Raw genomic sequence first — 12,439 nt, forward strand, 5'->3', positions numbered from 1 at the left:
CCGGGCCGGGCTTCTGAGGCGTTACCAGCCGGTCAGCACCTCGTCGACGGTGACCGCGGAAGGCCCGGACGGCGTGTCGGGCGGGGTGCGGGCGAACCGGGGCGCCGGCGCCGGCTGCGCGAGGCCGTCCACCTCGACGAAGGCTTTCCGGGCCTGGTTGTGCGGGTGTCCGGGCGCCTCGGCGGGGGAGAGCACCGGCGCCACGCAGGCGTCGGTGCCGGCGAACACGCCGGTCCATTCACCACGCGTACGGGTCCGGAAGACCGAAGCGAATCGGTCGCGCAGGAGGGGCCACCCGTTCCGGTCGAGTTGACCGGGCAGGTCGGCATCGGTGAGGCCGAGCCCATCCAGCAAAGCCGCGTAGAAGGCGGGTTCGAGGGCGCCGACCGCCACGAACCCGCCGTCCGAGGTTTCGTACGTGTCGTAGAAGGGCGCGCCGCCGTCGAGCAGGTTCGCCCCGCGCGGGAACGGCCAGGAGCCGTTCGCGATCATCCCGTGGAAGAACGCCATGAGCAGCGCCGAGCCGTCCACCATCGCGGCGTCGACGACCTGCCCGCAGCCGGACCGCTCCCGCTCGAGCAGCGCCGCCAGGATCCCGACCGCCAGCAGCATGCCGCCGCCCGCGAAATCCCCGATCAGGTTGAGCGGCGCGTGCGGCCGTTCGCCGGCGCGCCCGATCGGCTCGAGCGCCCCCGCCACGGCGATGTAGTCGATGTCGTGCCCGGCGCGCGCGGCCAGGGGCCCGTCCTGGCCCCAGCCGGTCATCCGCCCGTACACAAGCCTGGGGTTGATCTTCTCGCAGTCACCGGGGCCGAAGCCGAGGCGCTCGGCGACGCCGGGACGGTAGCCCTCGACCAGCACGTCGGCCCGCTCGACGAGGCGCAGCAGGGACTCGATGCCCTCGGGGGTCTTCAGGTCGAGCTCGACGACGCGGCGGCCGCGCTGCATGGGCCCGTGCGGGGGAGTGCGGCCGCCGCCGGGCCGGTCGACCAGGATCACGTCGGCGCCGAGGTCGGCCAGGATCATGCAGCCGAACGGTCCCGGCGCGAGCCCGGCGAGCTCGACGACCCGGACACCGGCGAGGGGACCACTCATGCCGGCACGAACCTCTCGCCGTAGCGGGCGGCGAGCTCGGTGGCGCGCCCGGGGAAGTCCGCGTGCTGTTTCGCGAACCGCAGCACCCCGCCGGTCCAGGCCGGGTAGCCGATGCCGAGGATCGAGCCGACGTTGCCGTCCTCCTCGGTGCGCAGCACGCCCTCGTCGAGGCACTTGCGCGCGTCGAGGGCCTCCGCGAACAGGAAGCGGTCCTGCAGGTCGGCGAACGGCACCGCGCGGCCTTCGGGGGTGGCGAGCTGGGCGAGGCCGTCCCACAGGCCGGTGCGCTTGCCGTTCTCGTACGCGTAGAAACCGCGCCCCGAAGCGCGACCCGGCCGGTCATGCTTGTCGACCATCGCGTCCACCAGATCATGCGAGGGCTGCCGCTCGAAGGCCACGTTCGCGGCCTCGAACTGCCGGCGGATGCGCTGGATCAGCCCGATGCTGACCTCGTCGGCCAGCGCGAGCGGCCCGGTCGGATACCCGGCCTGCAGCGCGGCCTGCTCGATCGACGCCGCCGGGACGCCCTCGGCGAGCATGCCGATCGCCTCGTCCATGAACTTGCCGATCACCCGGCTGGTGAAGAACCCTCGCGCGTCGTTGACCACGATCGGGGTCTTGCCGATGCGCCGGCCCAGGTCGAAGGCGCGTGCCACGGCCTCGTCCCGGGTCCGCTCGCCGACGACGATCTCCAGCAGCGGCATCTTGGCGACCGGCGAGAAGAAGTGCATGCCGATGAAGTCGGCGGGCCGGCTCACGCCCCCGGCGAGGCCGGTGATCGGCAGCGTCGACGTGTTGGAGGCGAGCAGCGCGCCCGGCGCCAGGACCGGTTCGACCTCGGCGAACACCTTCGCCTTGAGCGCCGGATCCTCGAAGACCGCCTCGATCACCACGTCGCAGCCGCGCAGGTCCTCGATATCGGCGGTGGTGACGATCCCCTCGCCGGCCGCGCGGGCGGCCAGCTCGGGCGTCACGTCCTTGACCACCACGGACAGGCCGGCGCGGGCGCAGGCCTGGGCGATGCCGGCGCCCATCATGCCGGCGCCGAGCACGGCGATCTTGGTGGCGGGCAGGACCTCGACGCGGGGGCGGGCGAGGCCGCCGTTGACCGCGCGCATGTCGAAGAAGAGCGCGCCCATCATGTTCTTGGCGATCTGCCCGGTGAGCAGCGTGATCAGGTGCCGCGTCTCGATCACCTGGGCGGTCGCGAAGTCGACCTGCGCGCCCTCGACGGCCGTCGCCAGGATCGCCTCCGGGGCCGGCAGGCGGTTGCCCTTGAGCTGTTTGCGCAGGGTGGCGGCGAACGCGGGCAGCTGGGCGGCCAGCTTGGGCGTGCTGGGCGTGCCGCCGGGCATCTTGTAGCCGGGCTGGTCCCACGGCTGGGCGGCGCCGGGATTGGCGGCGATCCATGCCTTCGCGCGCTTGATCATGTCTTCCGGCGTCGCGGCGATCTCGTCCACCAGGCCGTTGCCGGCGGCGTCCTTCGGGCGGTACCGCCGGCCGGTGAGCAGCCAAGTCGTCAGGGCAGGAGCAAGACCCAGCATGCGTACGGTGCGGGTCACGCCGCCCGCACCCGGGAGCAGGCCCAGCGTGACCTCGGGGAAGCCCAGCCGGGTGCCGGGCGCGTCCAGGGCGATCCGGTGGTGGCAGGCGAGGGCGATCTCGAGGCCGCCGCCGAGCGCGGCCCCGTTGACCGCGGCGACGACCGGGCGGCCGTAGGTCTCCAGGCGGCGCAGGTCGCCCTTGATCAGGCCGAGCAGGTCGGACAGCTTCTGGGTGTCGCCGGGCGTGGCCGTGCTCATCAGGGTCACGTCGCCGCCGGCGAAGAAGGTGGTCTTCCCGCTCGTGACGATCACGCCGGTGACGTCCCCGCGCTCGGCCTCCAGGCGGTCGAGGGCGGCGGACATGCCCTCGACGTAGGCGGTGTTCATGGTGTTGGCGGACTGGTCGGGGTCGTCCATGGTGAGGGTGACGACGCCGTCCGGGTCGCGGTCGTAGCGAATCATCACAGCCTCTCGATCACGGTGGCGACGCCCATGCCGCCGCCGATGCACAGGGTGACGACGGCGCGGCGCTGGTCGCGGCGCTCCAGCTCGTCGAGGGCGGTGCCGAGCAGCATCGCGCCGGTGGCGCCGAGCGGGTGGCCGAGGGCGATGGCGCCGCCGTTGACGTTGACCTTCTCGGGGTCGAGCCCGAGATCGCGCTCGTACTTGAGCACGACGGCGGCGAAGGCCTCGTTGATCTCGAAGAGGTCGATGTCGGCGGTCTGGAGGCCGGCGATCGCGAGCGCCTTCTGCGTCGCCGGGATGGGACCGGTCAACATGATCGTCGGGTCGGCGCCCGTGACCGCGGCGGCGACGATCCGGGCGCGCGGGGTCAGACCGGCTCGCTCGCCCGCCTGCTGCGACCCGATCGCGACAAGTGCCGCGCCGTCCACGATTCCGGACGAGTTGCCGGCGTGGTGGACGTGGTCGATCTTCTCGACCCAGTGGTATTTCTGCAGAGCCACGGCGTCGAAGCCGGCCGCCTCGCCGATCGTCGCGAACGAGGCGTTGAGCTTGGCCAGGCCCTCGCGGGTGGTGTCGGGGCGCGGGTGCTCGTCGTTCTCGAGGATCGTCAGGCCGCTCGGATCCCGTACGGGAATGATCGAATCTTTGAAATGCCCGGCGGCGATGGCTTTGGCGGCCCTTTCCTGCGACCGCAGGGCGTAGCCGTCGACGTCGTCGCGCGAAAAGCCCTCGACGGTGGCGATCAGGTCGGCGCTGACGCCCTGCGGGACGAAGCCGGTGGCCAGGGCCGTCTCGGGGTCGAGGAACCAGGCGCCGCCGTCGGAGCCCATCGGGTTGCGGGACATCGACTCGACGCCGCCGGCCAGGATCAGGTGTTCCCAGCCGCTGCGGATGCGGGCGGCGGCCTGGTTGACGGCTTCGAGGCCGGAGCCGCAGAAGCGGTTGAGCTGCACGCCGGCCGCGGTGTCGGGCAGGCCGGCCAGCAGCGCTGCGGCGCGGGGGAGGTCGCCGCCCTGCTCACCGATCGGGGTGACGATGCCGAGCACCAGGTCGTCGATGCCGGCGGGGTCGAGGCCGGGGTTGCGCTCCCGCACCGCGTCGATCAGGCCGGTGACCAGCGAGATCGGCTTGACGCCGTGCAGGGCGCCGGTGGGCTTGCCGCGGCCGCGCGGGGTGCGCACCGCGTCGTACACGAATGCCTCAGAGGACACGGGCGATCAGCTCCTTCATGATCTCGTTGGTGCCGCCGTAGATCTTCTGGACCCGCGCGTCGGCGTACATCCGGGCGATCGGGTACTCCGTGGTGTACCCGTAGCCGCCGAAGATCTGCAGGCATTTGTCGACGACCTCGCACTGCCCCTCGGTCAGCCAGAGTTTCGCCATCGCGGCCGTCGGCACGTCGAGCTCACCACGGGCGTGGCGGGCGATGCAGTCGTCGAGGAAAATTCGCGAGGCACGCGTACGGGTGGCGCAGTCGGCCAGGACCATGCGGGTGTTCTGGTGGCCGGTCAGGGGCTTGCCGAAGGCGGTGCGCTCTTTCGCGTACGCGACGGTCAGTTCCACCGCCCGTTGCATCGCCGCGACCGCTCCTACCCCGATGACCAGCCTTTCCTGGGGGAGCTGGGCCATCATCTGGTAGAAACCCGCCCCTTCCTCTCCGAGAAGATTGCGGTGACTTACTCGGAAGTCGTCGAAGAACAGCTCCGCCGTGTCGTTCGAGTGCAGCCCGATCTTCTCGAGCAGCCGTCCCCTTCGAAACCCCTCCGACTTATCCGAAATTTCGCAGACAATCAGGCTAATTCCGGCAGCGCCCTGTGTGGTGTCGGTCTTGACGGCCAGGATGACCAGATCGGCGAGGCCGCCGTTCGTGATGAACGTCTTCGACCCCGAGATCACGTAATCGTCGCCTTCGCGCACGGCCTTGGTGCGGATCGCCTGCAGGTCGGAGCCGCCGCCGGGCTCGGTCATGGCGATCGCGCCGATCAGCTCGCCGCTCGCCAGCCCCGGCAGCCAGCGCTGCTTCTGCTCCTCGGTGCCGTAGTGCCGGATGTAACCGGTGACGATGCCGCTGTGCACGGCCAGGCCCAGGCTGCCCTCGCCCGCCATCGTCTGCTCGTGCAGCAGGACCGCCTCGTGGGTGAAGTCGCCGCCGCCCCCGCCGTACTCCTCGGGCACGCTCAGGCCGAGCAGGCCCAGCTCGCCGGCGCGCAGGTAGTGCTCGCGGTCGGGGTGGCCCTGCCGCTCGAGGCGCTCGGCGTGCGGCAGCACCTGTTTGGTGAAGAAGTCGCGAGCCAGCTCGGCGAGGTCGTCGTGTTCGGGCTTCAGCCACGGCGGGGCGTACCCGTCCAGTCCGGGGGTGGGCATGAGCCCACTCTTCCGGGACTGTTGGCAGTGTGTCAACAAGCCGCTGCCGGTAAGGTCGCCCTCGTGAGTGTGGACCTGGGGCAGCGCCGTCGCCTGGAGCCGGACGCCCGTCGCGAGCAGATCCTGTCGGTCGCCGTGCGGTTGTTCGGCGAGCGCGGCTATCCCGACGTCTCGACCGGCGACGTGGCCCGCGGCGCCGGCGTGGCCCGCGGCCTGGTCAACCACTACTTCGGGACCAAGAAGGAGCTGTACCTCGAGGTCATCCGGGTGATGCTCACCGTCCCCGAGGCGGCCCTGACCCTGCTGCCGCCCGCCGACGACCTGCCCACCCGCGCCGACGCCATCGTCTCCTGGTTCCTCGACGTGGTCTCCCGGCACAGCACGTCCTGGCTGGGCGCGATCACCGCCGGCGGCATGGCCGGCGACACCGACGTCGACCGGGTGATCGCCGAGGCCATCGACGTGGCCGCCGACCGCGTGCTCACCGCCGTCGGCCGCCCCGGTGGCAGCGGCGCCCTGCACGCGATGGCCCGCTCCTACGTCGGCCTGGCGACCTCCACCGCACGCGAATGGCTCCAGCGCGGCGAACTGACCCGCGCCCAGGTCCACAAGCTCCTGACCGCGACTCTCTTGACGATGGTGGACCAGGTGTTCCCCGACGCGTAGCCGTTCGGGTGACGGTGTGTGAGGCACTCGGCCGACACGATGGGTATCTGCGCGCCCGCGCGCGGCCACCTCTTGGGTGACCGACGCACACGCCAAGCCTGGAGGCGGACCCATGCGCACCATCGACAAGCTTCACACCGACCGCACGTTGCTGTTCGCGAGCGCCAGCAAACCCGTCGGGCATTTCGCGGGGATCCTGGCCGAAGCCGGCATGCCGGACGTGCTCGGCACGCCCGAGCAGCTCAGCGAGGGAGTCGACGTAGTGCCGCTCACCGGCGGCGCCACCGCCGACGCGGTGCTGGGCGTGCTGGAGAGCGTGGGCGAGGGCGGCCAGCTCCTGCCCGACCCCGCCTACTACGACGGCACGTTCAAGCTCGCCGCCAGCAAGCCGGTCGGCCACGGCCTCGCGTTCGTCGAGGTCGCTGTCGACGAGGAGCCGCCGAAGCCGGAGTGGAAGCCGCTGCCGCCCACCCTGCGCCGTCCGGTGATCGCGCTGCTCGACACCGGTGTCCGGGAGCACCGATGGCTGCAGGTCGGCACCGAGCAGGACCCGTTCCTGATTGACGCCACCCGGCAACCCGGGCACCAGTGGAAGCCGCTGGAAACCATGCCGTCCGAGGACACGATCGTCGCCCACGTGGACCACCTGTCGCAGCGCAAGACCGGGCACGCCACCTTCATCGCCGGGCTGATCCGGCAGGCCGCGCCCAGCGCCCGCGTCCTCGACGTCCGGGTCCTCAACGACAAGGGATTCTCCAACGCGTCGACGGTGTGCCGGGCGCTCGTCTGGCTCCTCGAACACCTGGAGGCCGGCAACCCGGTCGACGTGATCTGCATGGCGTTCGGCCGGATCCCCGGCGACGAAGGCCGCGAACCGCAGGTCGATCCGATGAGCAGCCTGCTGAGCAGGCTCGCCGACAAGGGCGTGCAGCTGGTGGCCTCGGCCGGCAACGACCACATCGAGGGCCAGGTGTTCCCGGGGGCCTTCGACACGGTCACCGCCGTCGGCGCCGGGTTCGCCGGGTACCACGCCGCCTTCAGCAACTTCGGCGACTGGGTCGGCCGCTACCGCGACGGCGTCGACCTGTTCAGCACGTTCCCCGACAACAAGTGGGCCCGCTGGAGCGGCACCTCGTTCTCGGCGGCGAACTTCGCAGCCGACCTGGCGCGTCCCCATGTCGTCGCCGTATCTTGACCCGGACCAGCGCCTCGGCGACCTGCTCGACCGGGCGCGGGCCGGGGACCGGGAGTCGTTGCGGGAGCTGGTACGGGCACTCGACCCGGTGCTGTGGCGGGTGGCGCGGGGGCAGGGCCTCAACGCCGAGGACGCCGCCGACGTGGTGCAGACGTCGTGGCTGGAACTGCTGCGGCGACTGCACGAGATCCGTACGCCGCGGGCCGTCACCGCCTGGCTGATCACCACGACCCGCCGGGAAGCGTGGCACCGCAAGCAGAAAGCCCGCCGCGACGTGCCGGACGGCGGCGTCGCCGTCGAGGCGGCCGTCGACCCCGCGCCCGCACCCGGCGAGCGGCTCATCGCCGACGAGCGGGACCGGGTCCTGTGGACCCACTACGAGCGGCTCTCCGAACGCTGCCGCGACCTGCTGCGGATCGTCGCGCAGGTGGAACGCCCCGACTACACCGTCATCGCGTCCGCCTTCGGGATGCCGCACGGCAGCATCGGACCGACCCGGTCCCGCTGCTTGGCCAAACTGCGGGCGATGCTGCTCGCCGACCCCGCCTGGGGTGCGTCATGACCGCCGCCGACTTTCTCCAAGGGTGCGTCTTGACCCCCGCCGACTTCTCCGGGGGTACGTCATGACGTCGCCCGACTTCGACGACATCGACCGGGACATCCTCGCCCGGATCGCTCACGACGACCCGCCGCCCGCCGACCTCGACGAGCGGGTCCTCTTCGCGCTGGCGCTCACCGACCTGGAGGCCGAGGTGGCCCGCCTGGCGGCCGCCGAGCCGGCCCTGGCCCGCGCCGGCGAACAGGCGCGGACGGTCACCTTCGACGCCAGCAGCCGCACCGTGATGATCACGATTGTGGAGCGCGCGGACAATCTCGTACGCGTCGACGGCTGGCTCGCACCCGGCGCCGCCCTCGTCGTCGAGCTGCGCCTGCCCGAGCCCGCCGGCCCCCGCACGGTCACCGCCGACGAGACCGGCCGGTTCGTCTTCGACGAGGTGCCGCACGGCCTGGCCCAGTTGCTCATCCACCCGCCCGACTCCGGAACGCCCCGGGTGGTGACGCCATCGCTTCTGCTCTGACCCCGCCCGTCCTCCCGGCACGGGCCGCCGAGCTCTACGCGGCCGGCCTCGCGGCGAGCGAGGACGGGCGGCCCGCCCTGGCCGTCCGCCGGATGCGCGCCGCGCTGGGCGTGTCCACCGGCGCCGACCCGGCCGCCCGCGCGCGGGTGATGGTCAGCCTGGCCTGGGCCGAGTCGGAGCGCGGCCGGGTCGCCGTCGGCTACCGGTTGCTCGACGAGGCCGAGCCGCTGCTGCCCCCGGACCGCAAGGCCGTGCTGCACGCCCAGCGGGCGGTGCTGCTGTGGCGCAACGGCCGCAACGACCTGGCCCTGGCCGAGTACGACCGGGCGGTGGCCGGGCTCACCGAGCAGGACGGCCCGCTCGACCTGGTGAAGGCCCTCAACAACCGCAGCATCCTGCGCCTGGAGGCCGGCCAGGTCGGCGCCGCCCGCGACGACCTGCAGCGCGGGCTGCGGATCGCGACGCGGCACGACCTGGCGATGATGGCCGCGGTCTTCCGGGTGAACACCGGCTGCCTGGAGGTCGTCGCCGGCGACCTGCCGGCGGCGCTGGGAGCGTTCGCGTCGGCGCGGCCCGCATACGAGGAGGTGTCGCCGGGGCGGCTGCCGGCGCTGGCGGTGGAGAGGGCGCGGGCGCTGGTCGCCGCGGGTTTGTTCGGGGAGGCGGACCGGGAGTTGGCGGGGGCGCTCGCGCAGCTGGATGAGCAGGGCCTGGACCACAGCCGCGCCGAGGCGTTGCAGACGCGGGCGGAGGCGGCGCTGCTGGCGGGGCGGCCCTCCGCGGCGGCTTCGTGGGCTTCGGCGGCGCGGGCCGACTTCCAAAGGCGGGGGAATCGGCGGCGAGCGGCGCTGGCCGAGCTGATGACATTGCGCGCGGCCTACGCCGCCGAGGCCGACGCCGGACGGGCGGAGTTGGCGCGGCGGGCGCGGCGGCTTGCGGGGAAGCTTCGGGGGCTGGGGCTGGGCGAGGACGCCCGGGTGGCGCTGCTGGTGGCGGCGCGGGCCTCGGTGGCGGAATCGCCGGCGGTGGCGGCGCGGCTGGTGGGGCGGGCCGGGCGGCCCGGGCGGCTCGATCGGCTCGACACGCGGCTGCTCTGGCGGCTGGCGCGGGCCGAGGTCGCCACCACGTCCGGGGCGGTGAGCGCGGCATCGCGGGAGCTGGTGGCGGGGATGGAGACGCTGCATCGGTATCGGGGCCGGTTCGGCTGTCTCGACCTGCAGACGGGGGCGTCGGCGCACGGGCGGGACCTCGCGCGGGCGGGGATGGCGGGGGCGTTGCGGGCGGGCCGGGCGGCGGATGTCTTCCGGTGGGCGGAGCGTGGACGGGCGCAGGCGTTGCGGCTTTCGCCGGTGCGGCCGCCCGAGGATCCGGCCGTGGCGGCGGCCCTGGAAGAACTGCGGCAGACCCGGCAGGCGTTGCGGGCGGCGGAGGTGGCGGGGGAGCCGGTGGCGGGGCTGCGGTCGCGGGCCGAGGCGCTGCAACGACGGATCCGGGAGAGCGCCTGGGCGGTCCGCGGCGCGGTAGCGGCGTCGGGTGGCGATGGCTCGGCACGGAGTGGTGCTTATGCGGCTTGGGGTGGGGGTGTGGCCTCGCTGGCGGCGGTGCGGGGGCGGCTTGGTGGGGCGGTGCTCCTCGCGTACGTGAGTGATGGTTTGACCCTGCACGTGCTGGTCGTGACCGCTCAGGCCGCCACCCTCGTGGCCCTCGGGCCGATGGCCGTCGCCGAGGAACTGGTGCTGCGGCTGCGCGCGGACCTCGACACGCAGGCGGGGCGGGCGATGCCGGAGAGGCTGGCGGCGGCGGTCGCGGCGGCTACGCGGCGGGATGCGTCGGCGTTGCAGGGTGCGGTGCTCGATCCGGTGCTGCCGCTGGTGGGGGATCGGGATCTTGTCGTGGTGCCTACCGGGCTGTTGATGACGGCGCCGTGGGGAATGCTGCCGGCGTGTGCGGGACGGCCGGTGACGGTGGCGCCTTCGGCTTCGGCCTGGCTGGCGGCGCTGCGGTTGCCGCGGCGGGCGGGGCGTGCGGTGCTCGTGGCGGGGCCTGACACTCAGCGCGGGGTGGAGGAAGTTAACGCGATTTCGCGGCTGCTGCGGGGGAGCACGACGCTGACGGGTGGCGCGGCCACGCCGGCGGCGACGCTTTCGGCTCTGGATGGGGCGGACGTCGCGCATCTGGCCGCGCATGGGCGGCACGAGACGGAGAGTCCGCTGTTCTCGTCGTTGTCGCTCGCGGGCGGGCCGCTGCTCGGGTACGACCTGCTCAACGTCGCCCGGCCGCCACGCGTGGTGGTGCTGGCCGCCTGCGAGCTGGGGCTGACCGAGGTGCGGCCGGGGGACGAGAGCTTCGGGATGGCTTCGGCGCTGCTCGCGGCGGGAACCGCCACGGTGGTCGCCAGCGTCGGCCGGGTTGCCGATGCCGCCGCCACCGATGTGATGATCGGTTTGCATCGGGGGCTTGCGGCGGGAATGGCGCCGGCTACGGCGTTGGCGGGCGTCGCGGCGGGAACCGGGTTCGTCTGCCTCGGCGCGTCCTGACGGGCCTCAGAGGCTCTCGAACGCGCTGTTGATGTGGGCCTCGATGTGGCGCTGCGCCTCGGGGGAGAGGTCGGTCAGCTCCAGCCCCAGCTCCATCGCATCCGGGAGGTCGCGGCGGCGCACCACGCGGGCGGCCACGGTGATCGGCGCGCCGTCGACGGTCATCGCGGCCTGCACCGCGTCGCCCACCGAGATCGGCGTGCGGCTCGGCACCATGCAGCCGAAGCCGCCCTTGCTCAGGTCGGTGAGCTCGCCCGCCACCTGGCCGGCCCGCGACGCCGCCCGCAGCACCACCTCGCCGCTCGCCGTCAGGCGGTCCGCGCGGCGGCGCTCCAGGCGCTCGGCCACCTCGGACAGGTCCTGGATCTGGGTCATCGTGGCGTCGACCGTGCCGTTCAGGCGCTCGACGATCTGGAACTGGTCGTCCGCTATCCCGTCCAGCAGGCCCATCGCGTGCTCGATCTCGCCGACGTCCTGGACGATCGCGGCCAGCGTGCCGCCCATCTTCTCCACGTCCGACTCGAGCGCCGCGATCGTGGCCGCGATCTTGTCGGTGGAGTCGGCGGTGGTGTCCGCGAGGTTCTTCACCTCGTCGGCGACCACGGCGAAGCCCTTGCCGGCCGCGCCGGCCCGGGCGGCCTCGATCGTGGCGTTGAGCGCGAGCATCCGGGTCTGGGAGGCGATCTCGGAGATCACGCTGGCGATGCCCGCGACCTGGTGCAGGCTCTCGTTGAGCGCGGTCGCGGCCTGGTCGGCGCTGCGCGCCCGGCGGACCATCGTGGCGGCGGCCTCGCTGGTGTGCACCACCCGCTCGTGGGTCGCGGTGGCAGCCTGCCGGGCCGCGCCCACCTGCTCGACGACGTCGCGGAGCCGCTCGCCGATCACCGCGCCGGTGTCGTCGATGGCCTCCTTGGCCCGGCGCCGGAGGCGGCCGTTGAGCCGGCGCTGCTCCTGCTCGGTGGTGCGGATCCGCTCCTCGCGGTCGGCCCGCATCTGCTCGATCTCGGCCTGGCTCCCGGTCAGCAGCGCGGCGACATCGCCGAGGCTCGCCGCGCCGAAGGCGGCTTCCATCTCGGCGGCGAACCGGTCCTGGTCACGGCCGCGCTGGCGACGGGCCCCGAGAGCGTACGCCGCCCCGGCCACCACCACAGCCAGAACGAGCCAGAACCAGGTCAAAACTGCGGTTCTCCGTTCCGGATGTCTGACGATGCCCTACGACGTACTGATCGGCGCTTTGGCCGTCGCCTTTAGTGACCACCGTCCCCATCGGGCCCGGAACGCTCGATATGGGCCTCGGGCCCCGGGAAGATCAGCCCCTCGTGCCCGTCGTCGAGCCACTTGACCTCGTACGGCGGGGTGCCGTCCGGATGTCGCAACGCCGTCACCACCCCGACCCGCGTGGCGTCGCCGACATGGACGCCCTTGACCACGATCCGGTCGCCGACCTGTGCCTTCATCCTCCACCTCCGGCCTGTGCGGGCTCCCCACCGCAGC

11 protein-coding genes are annotated in these 12,439 nt (G+C 72.9%); 5 read left to right on the plus strand and 6 right to left on the minus strand.

All coding sequences use genetic code 11. The features are described 5' to 3' along the window. Positions 1-21: 21 nt before the first annotated feature. The 4 genes from ACQPZX_RS23745 to ACQPZX_RS23760 are packed head-to-tail and all read right to left on the minus strand — an operon-like array spanning position 22 to position 5,468. Positions 22-1,095, minus strand: coding sequence for a CaiB/BaiF CoA transferase family protein (locus ACQPZX_RS23745; protein ID WP_433384405.1), 1,074 nt, complete (start codon positions 1,093-1,095; stop codon positions 22-24). Next, positions 1,092-3,101 (minus strand): 3-hydroxyacyl-CoA dehydrogenase NAD-binding domain-containing protein, encoded by a 2,010-nt coding sequence (locus tag ACQPZX_RS23750; protein WP_433384408.1) that lies wholly within the window; start codon positions 3,099-3,101, stop codon positions 1,092-1,094. The genes ACQPZX_RS23745 and ACQPZX_RS23750 overlap by 4 nt, the downstream gene beginning before the upstream one ends. Then, positions 3,101-4,315, minus strand: coding sequence for an acetyl-CoA C-acetyltransferase (locus tag ACQPZX_RS23755; protein ID WP_433384411.1), 1,215 nt, complete (start codon positions 4,313-4,315; stop codon positions 3,101-3,103). Before ACQPZX_RS23755 ends, ACQPZX_RS23750 begins: the two co-directional genes overlap by 1 nt. Beyond that, positions 4,305-5,468, minus strand: a complete 1,164-nt coding sequence (locus tag ACQPZX_RS23760; RefSeq protein WP_433384414.1) for an acyl-CoA dehydrogenase family protein — start codon at positions 5,466-5,468, stop codon at positions 4,305-4,307. The genes ACQPZX_RS23755 and ACQPZX_RS23760 overlap by 11 nt, the downstream gene beginning before the upstream one ends. Before the next feature lie 63 nt (positions 5,469-5,531). Here ACQPZX_RS23760 and ACQPZX_RS23765 point away from each other — a divergent pair, with 63 nt between their 5' ends. The 5 genes from ACQPZX_RS23765 to ACQPZX_RS23785 all read left to right on the plus strand — a co-directional run bounded on the left by ACQPZX_RS23765 (position 5,532) and on the right by ACQPZX_RS23785 (position 10,945). Then, positions 5,532-6,134, plus strand: a complete 603-nt coding sequence (locus tag ACQPZX_RS23765; RefSeq protein ID WP_433384416.1) for a TetR/AcrR family transcriptional regulator — start codon at positions 5,532-5,534, stop codon at positions 6,132-6,134. 112 nt (positions 6,135-6,246) lie between these two features. After that, positions 6,247-7,329 (plus strand): S8 family peptidase, encoded by a 1,083-nt coding sequence (locus tag ACQPZX_RS23770; protein WP_433384419.1) that lies wholly within the window; start codon positions 6,247-6,249, stop codon positions 7,327-7,329. Then, positions 7,310-7,891: an RNA polymerase sigma factor gene (locus tag ACQPZX_RS23775; RefSeq protein WP_433384422.1), complete on the plus strand. Its 582-nt coding sequence runs from the start codon at positions 7,310-7,312 to the stop codon at positions 7,889-7,891. Before ACQPZX_RS23770 ends, ACQPZX_RS23775 begins: the two co-directional genes overlap by 20 nt. Before the next feature lie 61 nt (positions 7,892-7,952). Further along, the gene (locus ACQPZX_RS23780; protein WP_433384425.1) at positions 7,953-8,408 is read left to right on the plus strand and encodes a hypothetical protein; all 456 of its coding nucleotides are present in this window, start codon (positions 7,953-7,955) and stop codon (positions 8,406-8,408) included. Positions 8,409-8,500: 92 nt separating this feature from the next. After that, the gene (locus ACQPZX_RS23785; protein WP_433384428.1) at positions 8,501-10,945 is read left to right on the plus strand and encodes a CHAT domain-containing protein; all 2,445 of its coding nucleotides are present in this window, start codon (positions 8,501-8,503) and stop codon (positions 10,943-10,945) included. Between the two features lie 6 nt (positions 10,946-10,951). Here the strand turns inward: ACQPZX_RS23785 and ACQPZX_RS23790 are convergent, their stop codons facing one another. Beyond that, positions 10,952-12,121, minus strand: a complete 1,170-nt coding sequence (locus ACQPZX_RS23790; protein ID WP_433384431.1) for a methyl-accepting chemotaxis protein — start codon at positions 12,119-12,121, stop codon at positions 10,952-10,954. 71 nt (positions 12,122-12,192) lie between these two features. Then, positions 12,193-12,402, minus strand: coding sequence for a DUF1918 domain-containing protein (locus ACQPZX_RS23795; RefSeq protein WP_433384434.1), 210 nt, complete (start codon positions 12,400-12,402; stop codon positions 12,193-12,195). Between the last annotated feature and the right edge of the window lie 37 nt (positions 12,403-12,439).

The organism is Actinoplanes sp. CA-142083 (assembly GCF_050942195.1).
Lineage (GTDB): Bacteria > Actinomycetota > Actinomycetes > Mycobacteriales > Micromonosporaceae > Actinoplanes.